General features: G+C 34.4%; 14 protein-coding genes. 5 read left to right on the forward strand and 9 right to left on the reverse strand.

The features are described from left to right. Positions 1-177 precede the first annotated feature (177 nt). Positions 178-1,248, forward strand: coding sequence for a porin OmpA (gene ompA, locus KGI96_RS10205; protein ID WP_211597304.1), 1,071 nt, complete (start codon positions 178-180; stop codon positions 1,246-1,248). Between the two features lie 72 nt (positions 1,249-1,320). On the opposite strand, the gene menB is transcribed toward ompA, so the two are convergent. Continuing rightward, entirely contained in the window at positions 1,321-2,178 is an 858-nt protein-coding gene (gene menB, locus KGI96_RS10210; protein ID WP_211597305.1) for a 1,4-dihydroxy-2-naphthoyl-CoA synthase, read from the reverse strand. 245 nt (positions 2,179-2,423) lie between these two features. Here menB and asnB point away from each other — a divergent pair, with 245 nt between their 5' ends. Then, the gene (gene asnB, locus KGI96_RS10215) at positions 2,424-4,007 is read left to right on the forward strand and encodes an asparagine synthase B (protein WP_211597306.1); all 1,584 of its coding nucleotides are present in this window, start codon (positions 2,424-2,426) and stop codon (positions 4,005-4,007) included. Positions 4,008-4,100: 93 nt separating this feature from the next. Here asnB and KGI96_RS10220 read toward each other — a convergent pair whose 3' ends face one another. Then, entirely contained in the window at positions 4,101-5,360 is a 1,260-nt protein-coding gene (locus tag KGI96_RS10220; protein ID WP_211597307.1) for a SulP family inorganic anion transporter, read from the reverse strand. A 288-nt stretch (positions 5,361-5,648) separates the two neighbouring features. Between KGI96_RS10220 and uvrD the strand changes: the two genes are divergently transcribed. After that, positions 5,649-7,835 carry a DNA helicase II gene (gene uvrD / locus KGI96_RS10225; RefSeq protein WP_211597308.1) on the forward strand — a complete coding sequence of 729 codons (2,187 nt, stop codon included), beginning with the start codon at positions 5,649-5,651 and terminating at the stop codon, positions 7,833-7,835. Between the two features lie 69 nt (positions 7,836-7,904). Here uvrD and rpoD read toward each other — a convergent pair whose 3' ends face one another. The 6 genes from rpoD to dnaA form a co-directional block, all read right to left on the reverse strand. Continuing rightward, entirely contained in the window at positions 7,905-9,740 is a 1,836-nt protein-coding gene (rpoD, locus tag KGI96_RS10230; protein ID WP_249111397.1) for an RNA polymerase sigma factor RpoD, read from the reverse strand. A gap of 73 nt (positions 9,741-9,813) precedes the next feature. Beyond that, positions 9,814-11,553 (reverse strand): DNA primase, encoded by a 1,740-nt coding sequence (gene dnaG, locus KGI96_RS10235; RefSeq protein ID WP_211597310.1) that lies wholly within the window; start codon positions 11,551-11,553, stop codon positions 9,814-9,816. A gap of 101 nt (positions 11,554-11,654) precedes the next feature. Then, complete coding sequence (gene rpsU / locus KGI96_RS10240; protein ID WP_211597311.1) at positions 11,655-11,870, reverse strand: 30S ribosomal protein S21; 216 nt, start codon at positions 11,868-11,870, stop codon at positions 11,655-11,657. A 185-nt stretch (positions 11,871-12,055) separates the two neighbouring features. Continuing rightward, positions 12,056-13,150, reverse strand: coding sequence for a DNA replication/repair protein RecF (recF, locus tag KGI96_RS10245; RefSeq protein WP_211597312.1), 1,095 nt, complete (start codon positions 13,148-13,150; stop codon positions 12,056-12,058). 12 nt (positions 13,151-13,162) lie between these two features. Continuing rightward, the gene (gene dnaN, locus KGI96_RS10250) at positions 13,163-14,266 is read right to left on the reverse strand and encodes a DNA polymerase III subunit beta (protein WP_211597313.1); all 1,104 of its coding nucleotides are present in this window, start codon (positions 14,264-14,266) and stop codon (positions 13,163-13,165) included. A gap of 9 nt (positions 14,267-14,275) precedes the next feature. Further along, entirely contained in the window at positions 14,276-15,613 is a 1,338-nt protein-coding gene (gene dnaA, locus KGI96_RS10255; protein WP_211597314.1) for a chromosomal replication initiator protein DnaA, read from the reverse strand. Positions 15,614-15,780: 167 nt separating this feature from the next. Between dnaA and tusA the strand changes: the two genes are divergently transcribed. Next, positions 15,781-16,026: a sulfurtransferase TusA gene (gene tusA, locus KGI96_RS10260; RefSeq protein ID WP_211597315.1), complete on the forward strand. Its 246-nt coding sequence runs from the start codon at positions 15,781-15,783 to the stop codon at positions 16,024-16,026. A 35-nt stretch (positions 16,027-16,061) separates the two neighbouring features. On the opposite strand, the gene acpP is transcribed toward tusA, so the two are convergent. Further along, positions 16,062-16,292, reverse strand: coding sequence for an acyl carrier protein (gene acpP, locus KGI96_RS10265; RefSeq protein WP_090922038.1), 231 nt, complete (start codon positions 16,290-16,292; stop codon positions 16,062-16,064). 368 nt (positions 16,293-16,660) lie between these two features. Here acpP and KGI96_RS10270 point away from each other — a divergent pair, with 368 nt between their 5' ends. Further along, the gene (locus tag KGI96_RS10270; RefSeq protein ID WP_211597316.1) at positions 16,661-16,984 is read left to right on the forward strand and encodes a MaoP family protein; all 324 of its coding nucleotides are present in this window, start codon (positions 16,661-16,663) and stop codon (positions 16,982-16,984) included. Positions 16,985-17,027 lie beyond the last annotated feature (43 nt).

Genomic DNA, 17,027 nt, shown 5'->3' on the forward strand with positions numbered 1-17,027 from the left:
TGCCCTGGGCTGTATAGTTATTTCAATTGTAAACAATTTGATAAAAATATTTTTTATTGTATAATGAAAGCCGTGTTTTGTTTATAATGTGTAGTGTGCAGTATAATAAAGATAACTAAGGAATTTTTATAATAAAATAAAAATCCGCAATATTTTAGTTTTTAAAAGGAAAACAATATGAAAAAATCAGTAATTGCATTAGCTATTTCTAGCTTAGCATTAGCAAGCGTTGCTCAAGCAGCTCCACAAGAAAATACTTTCTATGTGGGTGCAAAAGCAGGTTGGTCATCATTTCATGATGGTTTAAACCAATTAGATGTGCCACCTAATGGTATTCACAAAAACTCAGTAGCCTATGGTGTTTTTGGTGGCTATCAAATTTTTAATAATGGTAAATTTGGTTTAGCGACTGAATTAGCATACGATGATTTTGGTTCTGCAAAATTACGTAACACTAAAGGAAATAAAACTGAAAGTGTTGCAAAAATTAAAAACCGTGGTCCTGTTTTAAGCTTAAAAGGTAGCTATCAGGTTCTTAACGGTTTAGATGTTTATGGTCGTGTTGGTGCTGCATTAGTACGTACAGACTATAACTTTAAAGATAACCTGTTTATGGGCAAAGCTCAACCAAGTCAACGCTCAAACCGAGTTTCAGCAGTATTTGCTACTGGTTTAGAATATAGCTTACCTTCATTACCACAGTTAGCGACTCGTTTAGAATATCAATGGGTTAACAATGTTGGTAAATTAAAAGATGGTGACGGTAGCCGTATAGATTTCCGTCCAGATATCGGTTCAGTTAGCTTAGGTATTTCTTACCGTTTTGGTCAAGTTCAAGCACCTAAAGTGGTAACTAAAAACTTTGCATTTAGCTCAGATGTATTGTTTGCATTTAGTAAAGCAAGCTTAAAACCTGCAGCAACTGAAGTGTTAGATTCAGCAAATGCTGAAATCAATGCATTAGGTTTAGAAACTCCAGCAGTTAAAGTAAGTGGTTATGCTGACCGTATTGGTTCTGAAAAATCTAATATGCATTTATCACAACGTCGTGCTGAAACAGTAGCAAACTACTTAGTATCTAAAGGTGTTCAACCTGCAAATATTACAGCAGTTGGTTATGGTGAAACAAACCCAGCAACTGGTAATACTTGTGATAAAGTAAAAGGTCGTAAAGCATTAATTTCTTGTTTAGCACCTGATCGTCGTGTTGAAGTTCGAGTTCAAGGCGTTAAAAAAATTACTATGTAATTAGTATTTTTAAGAATAACAAAAAAGCCCATATTAGTGGGCTTTTTTATTGGTAGTAACAAACTATTAAATTTAAGGGTTACGTTTAAATTTATTAAAGTCGGGTTGACGTTTTTCATTAAATGCATTACGCCCTTCTTGTCCTTCTTCTGTCATATAAAATAACATCGTGGCATTGCCGGCAAGTTCTTGTAAGCCAGATTGACCATCACAGTCTGCATTTAGAGCTGCTTTTAAGCAACGTAACGCAATTGGACTGTTACGTAGTATTTCACGACACCATTTTACGGTTTCTTTTTCCAATTCGCTATACGGAACAACAGTATTGACTAATCCCATTTCTAATGCTTCTTGTGCATTATATTGACGACATAAAAACCAAATTTCACGGGCTTTTTTCTGCCCAACAATACGAGCCATATAGCTAGCTCCCCAGCCACCATCGAATGACCCTACTTTTGGTCCCGTTTGACCGAAAATAGCATTTTCTGCTGCAATAGTTAGATCACACATCATATGTAATACGTGACCGCCTCCAATAGAATAGCCAGCAACCATTGCAACAACTGGTTTTGGACAAGTACGAATATCACGTTGGAAATCAAGTACGTTTAAATGATGCACACCACTATCATCTTTGTAGCCACCGTAGTCTCCACGTACTTTTTGATCACCACCTGAACAGAATGCTTTTTCACCTTGACCAGTGAGTATGATCACTCCTATTTTTTCATCAAAGCGGGCATCTGCAAAAGCTTGAATCATCTCTTTGACCGTTTGTGGTCGAAAAGCATTACGGACTTCAGGACGGTTAATCGTAATTTTGGCAATTCCATCCGTTGATTTGTGATATAAAATATCAGTATAGTTTTTACTATAATCTTGCCACTCTATTGGTGCATAAAGTACATCATCATTTGGATTTTGCATAATTATTCCTTATTTTGTTAAAAGTGAAAGAATTATAACGGAATTTTTCTTTTTTAACGATAGTCTAAATAATAAGGGATTTTATCTATAAAAGAATTATATATCTAATAAAAGCGGCGTTAAATTAAATGATATTCATCTTATTGGCAATATTTGGGTAATTTTAGTAAATATAATTGCATTTTGATTATTTTTATTTAAAATAAAATAACTAAGTTAAAGAATAATCAATTTGGAGATAAAAAATGTGTGGTTTTGTATATTCATCAGCAAAAGAGATGAGTGAAGTATTTAAGAAAAGTTATGATTCAACTTTCCATCGTGGTCCTGATCATCAAAGTATCAGTGTTGATGATGGAGGAATTTGGGGATTTCACCGTTTATCTATTATGGATATGACCAATAATGGTAACCAGCCATTTGAACATAATGGTGTAAAATTAATGTGTAATGGTGAAATATATAACTTTGAATATTTAACTGAAATTTTAAAAGATACCTATAATTTCCATTCACACAGTGACTGTGAAGTATTAATTCCACTTTATGAACACGTAGGCATTGATGTAATGATGAAAATGCTTGATGCTGAATTTGCACTGGTAATGTTTGATCATAAAACAGGTGAAGTTATGGCTGGTCGTGATCCTATGGGTATCCGTCCACTATTTTATGGTTACGATAAAGAAACAGGTGCGATTGCTTTTGCGTCAGAAGCGAAGGGTTTAATTTCATTTTGTCGTGATGTTGTGCCATTCCCTCCAGGTCATTATTATAAAGCGGGTAAGTTTGTTTGTTATAACGATATTGCTGATCCAAAAGTGATTATCGATCAAGATGTTGAAACTATTGCAAAAAATTTAAAAGAAAAATTAGAAGCAGCGGTAATTAAGCGTTTACACGCCGATGCACCATTAGGCTTTTTATTAAGTGGCGGATTAGATTCATCATTAGTTTGTGCGATTGCTCAAAAACATTTAGATAAACCAATTCGTACCTTTGCTGTAGGAATGGAAACGGATCCTATTGATTTAAAATATGCTAAAGAAGTGGCTGATTTTTTAGGTTGTGAACATACTGAAGTGATTATGACTAAAGAAGATGTGTTAGAAGCATTAGAAACAGTAATTTGGCACTTGGAAACTTGGGATATTACGACAGTTCGTGCAAGTATGGGAATGTACTTGATTTGTAAATATATCCGTGAAAATACCGATCTTAAAGTGCTTTTAACGGGCGAAGTAAGTGATGAAATTTTTGGTTATAAATATACCGATTTTGCTCCAACACCAGCAGAATTCCAAAAAGAGTCACAAAAACGTATCCGCGAATTATATATGTACGATGTATTACGTGCGGACCGCTGCTTATCAGCAAACTCAATTGAGGCTCGTGTACCATTTAGTGATATTGATTTTGTAGATTATGCAATGAGTATCAACCCTGAACGTAAAATGAATAAATACGGTAAAGGGAAATACTTATTACGCCGAGCATTTGAGGGTTTAGATTATTTACCAGATAGTATTTTATACCGTGAAAAAGCCGCATTTTCCGATGCTGTTGGTCACTCAATGGTGGATCATTTAAAAGAATTTGCAGAAAGTAAATATTCTGATGAAGATCTAGAAAATGCTAAACAAAAATATTTACACGGCACACCATTTACCAAAGAAAGCTTGCTTTATCGTGATATTTTTGAAAAGTTTTATCCAGATCAAGCAGAGTGGATTAAAGATTTCTGGATGCCGAATAAAGAGTGGGAAGGCTGTAATGTCAACGATCCATCAGCACGAGTTCTTAAAAATTATGGAGATAGTGGCAAGTAAGCGGTTAGATTTTTATTAAAATTTACAAAAAAGTGAGCATCTGAATGTTGCTCACTTTTTTAGTTGTAAATTTTTGGATATTTTTTCAAATTATCAATCGTGTTTAACCAATAATTTATTCAAATCAGGTAAACTATTATTGGTTAATTTTTGAATAATATAGAATAAAATTGTTGCTCCAATTGCGGCAACACTCAAATTCACAAAGAGTGTGACTAATACGGTTAATACAATTAATGGTACATCTTTCTTAGAAAGTAATGCTTTTCGCCCTAATAATAATTTGCCAATTTCTCGTGCAACTGTTCTATCAAATACATCGTAACCGACTTTAAACAGCACTCCTATAAATACCGCTTTTGGAATAAGGCTGATCCAATCAAGGAAAACAAAAATTTCCACAATCACAAAAACACCCACTAAAATCCCCGCAAATCTTGATGTTGCTCCTTCTTTTAAAATTAGTACAGAACGAATAGTTGCCTGAGCACCTGGTAAGCCACCAAGTAAGGCAGCCGCTGCATTTGCTAAACCTTGAGCCGCAAGCTCACGATTACGTTGAGTATCTTCACCACTGATTTTATCCATTACCAAAGCCGTCATTAAGGTATCTAGATAACATAATAATGCTAGCTGAAATGCTAAAGGAAGTGCAAATATCAACAATTCAAAAGACATATGTGTTGGAACTTGAGCCTGCACCCATTCACTGATAGAGACTGAAAGTACACTGCTATCTATATTAATAGTTTCAATCGGAATATTAAATAAATGTACAACCAGAGTGCTAATTATAATTGCCATTAATGTGGCAGGGAAAAAAGCTAAAATTCGACGGAAAGTTTTATTTTTTGTTTTAGGAAAAAGAAGAATAATAGCCAGAGTTAATAGTGCAATTAAGCTATTAAGTAGAGCCGTTTTATTAAACACCCAAAGACCATCAATGACAAATAATTGTTCTATTTGTCCAATCCAAATTAGCACAGCAATTCCAGACATAAAACCTGAAATAACACTATTTGGAATCCATTTAATTAAATTACCTGCACGAAACAATGCGGCAAACCCTAACATAAAACCGCTTAAAATAACGGTAAAATTAAAAATTTGATTAACGGTCATCCCTTCAAGTTGGTTTGCACTTAATTGTTGTGCAGAAACTAAAACTGCAATTGCCACCGCTGACATTGGTGCAGTAGGTCCTGAACATTGAATTCTTGTTCCACCAAATAAAGATGTCACAAAGGCAATCACACCGGCGGCGATCATACCTGATAATGCCCCACGTCCTGATAATAAGCCAAAAGACGCACCTAAACTCAAGGCAACAAAACTCACGACTAATGCTGCCATTATATTGGTATATAAATTAGAAATTGAAAAATTGCTTTTAGATGAAGAAATCATAATAGTAAAGTTATCAAGTAATTATAAAGGGGTGAAAAAATAAAAATTTAATCACAAAATGATCGGGTATTATACGCCTAAAAAAAGGGAAAAAAAGTAAAAATAATGAAAACCCAGTAAAAAATAATTGCAAATTTTTTGCAACATCTTACCGCTTTGATCTATAATGCCAAACAATTACTGTATAAAAAAACAGATGCAAAATAACAAATATAAAAAAATTTGAGGTAAAGGATGGATTTTTCATTATTATTAGATGGACTGAATGAAAAGCAACGTGAAGCAGTCGCTGCCCCTGTGGGTAACTATTTAGTACTTGCAGGAGCTGGCAGTGGTAAAACACGAGTTTTAACCCATCGTATTGCGTGGCTGATTGGCGTTGAAAATATTCCTGAATCCAATATTCTTGCTGTTACTTTTACCAACAAAGCAGCGACAGAAATGCGTCATCGTATTGAGCATACGCTTTCATCCTCTAATCATCGTCTATTTGGAATGTGGGTTGGTACATTTCATAGTATTGCAAACCGTTTACTACGCTCTCATTATTTGGATGCCAATCTTCCGCAAGATTTTCAGATTATGGATTCAGAAGATCAACATCGCTTAATTAAACGTTTACTCAAATTACATCATATTGATGAGAAAAACTTCCCCCCAAAACAAGTGATGTGGTACATCAATGGTAAAAAAGATAAAGGGTTACGCCCGCATCAAATCGATCATCAAAATGATAGCAATGAAAAAAGACTGATAAAAATTTATCAAATTTATCAAGATGCCTGTAATCGTGCGGGTTTGTTAGATTTTGCTGAATTATTAATTCGAGCTTATGAATTATTTAAAGATAAGCCTCTGATTTTAAAACGTTATCAAGAACGCTTTCCACATATCTTGATTGACGAATTTCAAGATACCAACCACATTCAATATTGTTGGATTAGGCTATTAGCAGGACAATCTGGCAATGTCATTGTGGTTGGCGATGATGATCAATCTATCTATGGTTGGCGAGGAGCAGAAGTTGAAAATATTCAACGCTTTTTAGAGGATTATCCTAATTCACAAACAATTCGTCTTGAGCAGAATTACCGTTCTACGGGGCATATATTACATAGTGCGAATGCCCTTATTTCAAATAATAAAAACCGACTAGGAAAAGATTTATGGACAGATAGCGGCAACGGTGATCCTGTTGAAATTTATGAAGCCTTTAATGAGTTAGATGAAGCCCGTTATGTTGCTTCACAAATAAAACAATGGTGTAAAAATGACGGCGAATTAAATGAATGTGCCATTCTTTATCGTAGCAATAGCCAATCTCGTGTGATGGAAGAAGCCTTAATTCAAACGGATATTCCTTATCGTATTTATGGTGGAATGCGATTTTTTGAACGCCAAGAAATTAAAGATGCACTGGCATACTTACGTTTAATATCCAATCGACAAGATGATGCTGCTTTTGAACGTGTCGTGAACACGCCAACAAGAGGGATTGGGGATCGTACCCTAGATATTTTGCGACAACTGACTCGTACTCGTCAAATTACACTGTGGCAAGCTGTACAGGTCGCCGTACAAGAAGAGCAACTTTCAGGACGTGCTGCTAATGCTTTATTACGCTTTACTGAATTGATCAATACCATCGATATTGAAACCTCAGAAATGCCCCTTTTTGAGCAAACCGAATTTGTCATCAACCGCTCAGGTTTATTAGATATGTATCAAAAAGAGAAAGGTGAAAAAGGTGAGGCTCGTATTGAAAACTTAGGGGAATTAGTCACTGCAACACGTCAATTTACTAAACCTGATGAAGCGGAAGATATGACAGATTTAACCGCATTTCTTACTCACGCCTCATTGGAAGCGGGAGAGTCTCAAGCTTCACCTCATCAAGATTATGTTGAATTAATGACATTACATTCAGCCAAAGGCTTGGAATTCCCACGTGTATTTATCGTAGGTGTAGAAGAAGGTATTTTTCCAAGTGGACGAAGTTTTGAAGAAGATCGTTTGCAGGAGGAACGCCGTTTGGCTTATGTTGGCATTACTCGAGCCAAGAAAAAACTCACCTTAAGTTATGCTGAAAATCGCCGTTTATATGGTAAAGAAGAACGTCATATTCCATCACGTTTTATTTCAGAACTACCAGAACAACATATTCAAGTGGTGCGTTTACGTGGCACAATCAACCGCCCTGCAAATTTTGTAAAAAGTTCACAACATCGTACCGCTTCCTCCTCTTCAATATCACAAGATACAGGTTGGCAAATGGGTCAAAAAGTTCAACATAGTAAATTTGGGCAGGGGACTATTATTAATGTAGAAGGATCTGGTGAACAGACACGTTTACAAATTGCCTTTGTTCAAAATGGCATTAAGTGGTTAGTGGCTAAAATGGCGAAGCTAGAAAAAGTGTAAGGCGAAGGTAAAAAATAACAAAGGACATTAATTATTTTATAATGTCCTTTATTTTTACTTTATTAATCATTATTCATCTAAGAAACTTCTCAGCGTTTCAGAACGGCTTGGGTGACGTAGTTTACGTAATGCTTTTGCTTCAATTTGACGGATACGTTCACGTGTTACATCAAATTGTTTACCCACCTCTTCTAACGTATGATCGGTATTCATATCAATACCAAAACGCATACGTAATACTTTGGCTTCACGAGGTGTTAAACCCTCTAATACTCCACCAGTTGCTAAACGTAGGCTTTCTGATGTTGCAGAATCTAGTGGCTGTGCAAGTGCAGTATCTTCGATAAAGTCCCCTAAATGTGAATCATCGTCATCACCGACGGGTGTTTCCATTGAAATTGGCTCTTTAGCAATTTTAAGAACTTTACGAATTTTATCTTCAGGCATTCCCATTTTTTCTGCTAATTCTTCAGGTGTCGCATCACGTCCCATTTCTTGTAAACATTGACGAGAAATACGATTTAATTTATTAATCGTTTCAATCATATGCACAGGGATACGGATAGTACGTGCTTGATCGGCAATTGAACGAGTAATCGCTTGGCGGATCCACCAAGTTGCATAAGTTGAGAATTTATACCCACGACGATATTCAAATTTATCAACTGCTTTCATTAAACCAATATTACCTTCTTGAATTAAATCTAAGAATTGTAAGCCGCGGTTGGTGTATTTTTTAGCAATAGAAATAACCAAACGTAGGTTTGCTTCAATCATTTCAGTCTTCGCACGGCGAGCTTTTAATTCGCCTTCTGCAATTCGTCCACCAATCACTCGAATCTGCTTAATAGTTAATCCTGTTTGTTCTTCAATATGTTTTAAATTATTCATATTGAGACGAATTTTTTCTGCATTCAAACCTAATTTTTCTGAATAGTGTTTGTTTGATTCAATCGCTTTGATTAACCAAGCATCATCCGTTTCATGACCTTGGAATGCTTTTAAAAATGCACCTCTTGGCATTTTTGAATACTCAACGGCTAAACGTAATATTTGACGCTCTTCTTTGCGAACTTGTTTCATAATAGTACGCATTTGGGCAACAAGTAGATCAAATTGTTTTGGTACTAGACGAAATTCACGGAAAATTTCCGAAAGGGCTTTTACTTGCTCTTTTGATTTTTTACTTGTTCTACCATACTTTTGAATGGTTAAAAGTGCTTTTTTATGTTGATCGCGTAATGCGTAGAATTTTTGGCGAGCAAGTTCAGGATCAATACCATTATCATCAGCATTATCATCGCTGTCATCATCACTATCTTCATCATCGTCATCTTCAGGAATATCGCTATTTTCTTCTTCAGGAACGATAAAGGTATCATCGGCAACTTCGCTTTCTTCAATATCTGGTTCAATAAAGGCAGTAATGAGATCCGTAATTCGCATTGTTCCTTCTTCAACTTGCTCATAGCTAGCGATTAAGTTAGTTAATGCTTCTGGATATTCTGCAATGGTACATTGAACTTCATTAATACCTTCTTCAATACGTTTTGCGATATCAATTTCACCTTCACGAGTAAGAAGTTCAACGGTGCCCATTTCACGCATATACATACGTACAGGATCAGTTGTTCTACCCAGTTCGGATTCTACGGTGGAAAGGACTTTAGTTGCTTCTTCTACCACATCTTCATCAGTGATATTTTCAGATAACATTAAATCATCTGCATCAGGTGCTGTTTCCAGAACCTTAATTCCCATATCATTGATCATTTGGATGATATCTTCGATTTGCTCAGCATCTACCAAATATTCAGGTAGGTGATCGTGAACTTCTGATAAAGTTAAGTATCCTTGTTCACGGCCTTGAGTAATAAGCAGTTCAAGTTGAGATTGTTTTTCCATTCTGATATCCACATTTATGCTAGAAAAGAGGGTAGATTATACCACTACTTTTAAAATTATTGTTAATACTAAATTATTGTTGGCTAATTAATAAAGCCAGTTCTTTTTTTTCGATCGTATTTAGCCCTATTGTACGATCTTTTGCAATTAACTCTTCTATTTGTTTTTCAACTAATTTTTTATAAAAAAAATCAAGGGTCTCTAAAAAAGCGCTTTCTACATTTTCAGGTGCTACTAGATGGTTCCAGTTAGCAAGAATTTCAAGGGTTTTAAATGATTTTTTATCACGATAATATTCTAAAATTCCTCCCAAACTTATTCCTTGATGCGTTTTACATAATTCTACCAGTTCTTCAAAAAGTTCCAAACCTGCAATATTAAGCTCTTTTAGTGGCTGTAAATTAGGTACAAGCTGCACTAAATGAGAGTTTTGTAATAACAATGCAACCAATAATCGCATTGGTGTTTGCTCAACTTTAGACTGAGAAATTTTTTGTGTTGTTGTTTGTTGTGTTTGAGGTAGCATCGATTCTAATTGTGCTGAATCTAAAATACCGAGTTTCTGCCCTAAAATATTACGTAAATAAACACGAAACATTTCCCCTGGAATTTGTTTGAGTAAAGGAAGGGTTAATGCCGCTAATTTTGATTTTCCCTCTTTAGTCGAAAGATCTACTTTGGCTAATAATGAACTAAATAAAAAATCACTTAATGATTGAGCTTTTGTTAAATTTTTCTCAAATCCCTCTTTTCCTTGTTGTCTAACAAATGAATCAGGATCTTCACCATCTGGTAAAAATATAAATTTTAACTGACGACCATCTTCTAAATAAGGTAGTGCATTTTCTAAGGCTCGCCAAGCAGCATCTCTTCCTGCACGATCGCCATCATAGCAACAAATTACTTGCTCTGTATGTCGAAACATCTGTTGAAGTTGTTCTCCTGTAGTTGCTGTGCCCAGTGAGGCAACCACATTATTTACCCCAAACTGAGCAAGGGCAACGACATCCATATAACCTTCAACCACAATCAAAAACTCAGGTTTGTCATTAAGTTGTAGAGCTTGATATAATCCATAAAGTTCATTTCCCTTATGGTAAATCGCCGACTCTGGAGAATTCAAATATTTTGGCTTTTCATCACCTAAAACTCGTCCTCCAAATGCAATTATTCGTCCTCTACGATCTCGAATGGGAAACATTATACGATTACGAAAACGATCGTAAACTCTTCCTTGGTCATTTTTAGAGAGCATTCCAGCATCAAGAAGTTTTTCTATTTCATCACGATTTTTACCAAATCGCTGTAATACACTGTCCATTGAATTGAGAGCAAAACCTAATTCAAAACGTTTAATAATCTCGTTGGAAAGTCCTCTTTCTTTCAAATAAACTAAACTATGAGGATTGGAAGCGGTGAGATCTTGATAAAATTTTGCAATTTCTTCCATCAATTCATAGAGATTTCTTTTTGTCTTATAACTCGTTGTTGGTGTACTATTTAAAGAAGTATTCTCTCTTGGTACATCTAAACCGTATAGTTGAGCGAGTTCTTCAATGGCCTCTACAAATTCCAATTTATCATATTCCATAAGAAAAGAAATTACATTGCCACTTACTCCACAACCAAAACAATGGTAAAACTGTTTTGCTGGACTGACTGAAAATGATGGAGTCTTCTCGTGATGAAAAGGACAACAGGCTTGATAATTTCGTCCTGCTTTTTTTAATTTCACACGAGAATCAATTAATTGAACTATATCGGTACGTGCAATGAGATCATCAATAAATGAACGAGGAATAAGACCTTTCATCAATTCTTCTTATGTTAAATTAATTAGAAACTAAAAACACCAAAACCGTGATCTTATAAAAGAGTCACGGTTCTAGAATTTCGCTTGAAAATAAATCTAAATTAGTACAAACGATTGTTGCGTGCATTCTCACGATTATTACGTTTAGCGTGACGTTTAGCTAAAGATGCTTTTTCACGTTTACGAATACTTGTAGGTTTGTCGTAGAATTCACGAGCACGAGCTTCTGCTAAAATACCTGCTTTTTCGCAAGAGCGTTTAAAACGACGTAATGCAACGTCAAATGATTCATTTTCACGAACTTTAATTACTGGCATAAGCCATCACCTCAGAAAAATAATATGTTTAAAATAAAATGTCGCTTAAATAATGGCGACAATAGACTAAAAAAGGTAGGTTATTTTAGCTCAGAGGAAAACAGATGTAAAGAAAGATCTCAACTAATTATTTTAGGGAACGTTTCTCCCAAAGGAAAAATTATCTTTTTATTCTTTAAATTTCATTATTTTGGTGAAAGAGGCCTAATATTACCATTTTTAACCGTAAATAATTTATCGGTATTATTTTTTTGCCAATCCATATATTGCAGTTGTTCTTTATTGATAGCAGTAATAAATACTTGTGAGTTGCTTCTTCGTAAACGGTGAGTCAGTAATTCTCTTTTATTTGCATCGAGTTCTGAAGCAAAATCATCAATTAAAAATAGGCACTGACATTCTTTTTGTTGTATTAAATGCTCTCCTTGAGCTAAACGTAATGCACACATTAATAGTTTTAGCTGCCCTCGAGATAGAACATCTTCAACGGGTAATCCATTTGCTCGAAAACGAAAGTCTGCTTTTTGAGGTCCAATCATTGTATAACCAATAGATTTATCTCTCTCAAAACCTTGTGCCAAAATGGTTGCATAATCTTGGTCTTTATTCCAGCCTTGATAAAATGTTGCTGAAATTTCTAATTCTGGCAAAAAAAACTGGCACGTTTTTTCAATTTCAGGACAAAGTATTTCTGCGTATTCTGCTCGCATTTTACTGACAACTAGAGCTAAATTTACGAGCTCTTTATCCCAATGAAGCAACTCTTGATAATAACGAATTTGAGGGAGAGCAGCATTTCGTTGTTTTAATAAACGTTTGAGGTTTGTCCAATGCGTATAAAAGTGAGTGTGTAAATGAAAAAGTCCCCAATCAAGGTAGGCTCTTCTATAACTTGGTCCTCCATTTAATAATGTAAGACCTTCAGGCATAATGACTTGCATTGGTAATAAATGGGCAAGATCGGCCATTTTATTTCCATCTTCACCATTTATTTTGAGAATAGTTTGATTTTGACGACTTCTTTGTAATCCCACACTCCAGTGATATTTAGCTTGGTCTATTTTTCCGTGCAAAATAAAATGTTCACTATCATAATTAATGATACGGTTCGTTATATTACTTTTAAATGATCGTCCGTGTCCAAGATAAAAAATAGCTTCTAATAAACTTGTTTTACCACTACCGTTCTCTCCAACCAAAAAGTTAAAGCCGTGGCTTAATTCAAGATCCACGGCATTAAGGTTTCTAAAATTATTAATAATCAGACGGCTTAAAGGCATTATTTACAATTATTACAAACGCATTGGCATAATAACGTATTCTGCGCTACTGTTGTCACAGTTTTCAATGAGACAACTCGATGAAGAATCCACTAAATTAATGCGTACTCTTTCGCATTTTAAGGTATTAAGGACATCTAACAAATAGCTAACATTAAAACCTACTTCCATTTCTACATTTTGATAAGCAACATCAATAATTTCTTCTGCTTCTTCTTGCTCTGGATTATTAGCCGTAATTTTGAGTAAATTATTCGTTAATAATAAGCGAACACCACGAAAACGTTCATTAGATAAAATAGCGGCACGCACCAATGCTCGTTTTAATGTTTCAGTATCTGCTTCTAAAATACGATCTGCATTACGAGGTAAAACTCGACGATAATCAGGGAAGCGACCGTCAATTAATTTAGACGTAAATACGATTTTATTCATAGAAAAGCGAATGTGATTTGCCCCAATCTCAAGACGAGTCGTTTCATCATTTGGGATAAGTAAACGAGAAAGTTCAATTACTGCTTTACGAGGAACAATTACCGAGTGAGAAGGAAGTTCTTGAGCTAATGGCATAGTACAAACAGCTAAACGGTGACCATCTGTTGCGATCGCTCTTAATAAATTTCCTTCAGTCTCGAATTTCATTCCGTTTAAAAAATAACGAGCATCTTGATTTGCCATAGAAAATTGTGTGGCATCAATGAGGCGAGTTAATGTTGCTTGTTCAATATTAAAATCAACATCGGAACTCCAATCCATTAAGCTTGGGTAATCGCTTGCAGGTAAAGTTGCTAAATTAAATTTACTACGAGAGGCTTGAATAAGCACTCGATCCTCTTCAAATTTAACTGAAATTAGGCTATCTTCGGGTAAACTTTTACAAATATCTAAAAACTTTTTAGCTGGAATAGTTAATTTTTCCTCAGTCTGTAGATGTTCTTCTAACTCTGCTTGAGTCGTTAATTCAACCTCTAGATCTGTACCAGTTAAAAATAATAGATTACCTTTTACTTCTAATAAAATATTATTAATAATGGGTAATGTTGGGCGACTGTTTAAAACGCTACAAACTTGTTGTAATGGTTTTAATAATTTTTCACGTGTAATAGTAAATTGCATAACAATTCCTTAAGATGATAATTTGCGTGTTAAATTGGTATAATCTTCTCTAAGATTACTGTCAGAGTCCATTAACTCATTGATTCTTTTTATTGCGTGCATCACAGTGGTATGATCTTTACCACCAAATTCTCGACCAATTTCAGGTAAACTGTGGTTAGTTAATTCTTTTGCCAATGCCATCGCGATTTGACGAGGACGAGCAAACATTTGTTTACGACTTTTTGATTTTAAATCTGATATTTTTATATTATAACGCTCTGCAACTGTTTTTTGAATATTTTCGATAGTAATTAAATGTTCATAAGATGACATTAAATCTTTAAGGGCTTCACGTACTGCATCAATAGTAATTGGACGTTTTGTAAAATTACGCCACGCAATCACACGATTTAATGCCCCCTCTAATTCTCGCACATTTGTGCGAAGCTTTTGAGCTAGGAATAAGGCTACATTTTCTTCTAGTCTTTCACCTCGTTCTTCTGCTTTTTTCATTAAAATAGCAACACGAGTTTCAAGTTCGGGTGGTTCAATAGCGGCATTAACCCCCCAGCTTAAGCGAGAACGAATACGTTCTTCAATATTTTGAATATTTTTAGGGAAAACATCTGAGGCAACCACAATTTGTTTACTGCGTTCAAAAAGCGTATTAAAAGTATGGAAAAATTCTTCCTGAGACGCTTCTTTATTGGCAAAAAATTGAATATCATCAATCATCAATACATCAAGGGAACGATAAAATTGCTTAAATTTCTCAATCGTATTACTTTTTAATGCTTTTACCATATCTTGAACAAAGCGTTCAGAATGGATATATACAATTTTTGCATTGGGATTCTTTTTTAAAATCTCATTACCAATGGCGTGTAACAAATGGGTTTTTCCTAATCCTGTACCTCCGTACAGAGAAAATGGATTACAATAGCTTTCACCTATATTCTCAACCACAGATTGAGCAATAGATTTTGCCATTTGATTGGATTTCCCTTGAACAAAATTGTCAAAAGTTAAGCCTTCTAATAATCCAGTTTGGATAGATGAGTTAAATATTTCATTTTTATTTGTCGAAACAGATTGCGTTTGAGTTTTTATTTCTGTTTCTACTGGTTTTTTTCCTTCTCTAATAACGACAGCAAGGTTATCATTTTTTGATAAAAAACGAACTAGTTCTGTAATTTCAGAAAGATATTTATTTTGTACCCAGTCAATTATAAATGAATTATGTGCATAAAGTGTAAGCTGATCATTGCTTAACGTTGCTTGTAAAGGACGCAACCACGCATTAAATTCTTGTGAAGATACTTTAGTTTGCAAATGATCTAAGGTATCACGCCAAAGAGAAGACACTAATTACTCCCAAAAAATAAGAAAATTGTTACTAAGAAAGAACTAATATCATACCTCAAAATGTAATGAAGATCTTTTTATTTTTTTGCAAATCTTTTGATCAATCTCACCGCTTATTTTATGAAAAATTGATACAATGGCGCTTTATAGATAAGAGAGAATGAAAATTGCAATTTAATCGACCTAAATCTAATCAAACACTAAACACATTAGGACTAAGATGTCCTGAACCAATAATGCTTGTACGTAAAACTATCAGAAATATGCAAGAGGGGGATATTTTATTAATTACTGCAGATGATCCTGCGACAACTCGTGACATTCCTAGTTTTTGTGAGTTTATGAATCATCAATTAGTTGATTTTCAAACAGAAACAATACCGTATCAATACTGGATAAAGAAAGGAATATAAAACGAAGGCGGTCAAATGACCGCCTTGTTGTAATCTTATTGATTGTTTTGAACGTAATCAATCGCAGATTGAACAGTTGTAATTTTTTCAGCTTCTTCATCTGGAATTTCGATATCAAATTCTTCTTCTAAAGCCATTACTAACTCAACAGTATCTAAAGAATCTGCACCTAAATCATCAATAAATGATGCTTCTGGTTTTGCGTCTTCTTCTTTAACGCCAAGTTGTTCTACGATAATATTTTTTACGCGTTCTTCAATACTCATTTTTTGTTTCCTATTTATGACTTCGCCTAACTGCGAAAATGTATAGTGTAAAGAAAATTTAACTGATTTCAACTCTTATTTAAGCAATTTTAATAGATGTCAAACCAGCTATGCTTTTCCTCACACCGTTCAATAAAATAATTTTGTTCTACGGTCTGAACGAAAAAGCAGAATGATTTTACCATTATGTATGATGTTGATCCATAGTTGATTTTTGATTAAGTGGTCATTTTTTAATAAAAAACCATAAAAAATGCAAATAAGTAAAATAAATGAAAGCATATTTGAATAAAAATAATTGACTTATTTTTGAAACTTGTTTTAATTTCTCTGATTTTTAGATCTGTTGTTTTAGGAGAAGAAAAATTATGACAAAAAGTTTTAGTGCAACTCGTCGCTTTTTTGATAACAAAAACTATCCAAGAGGATTTTCTCGTCAAGGTGATTATACTATTAATGAAGCAAAACTATTGGAACAATTTGGACAAGCTTGTCTTGCCTTAGAGCTTGGAGAAAGAGAGCCAGTAACAGAAGACGAAAAGCAATTTGTTGCGATGATTAAAGCAGAAAGACAAGCAACGACACCATTAGAAAGAGTTTGGGTGAAATATCGTACTAAAATTAGTCAAACAAAACGTTTATACACATTGGCTGATAATTTAGGAAATGAAACTGACGATTTATCAGAATAATCAAAGAATTAAAAGGGGAATTTCTTTTTAATTTTTATATCAA

Origin of the sequence: Phocoenobacter atlanticus subsp. cyclopteri (genome assembly GCF_018343795.1) — a bacterium.
Classification (GTDB): Bacteria; Pseudomonadota; Gammaproteobacteria; order Enterobacterales; family Pasteurellaceae; genus Phocoenobacter; species Phocoenobacter atlanticus.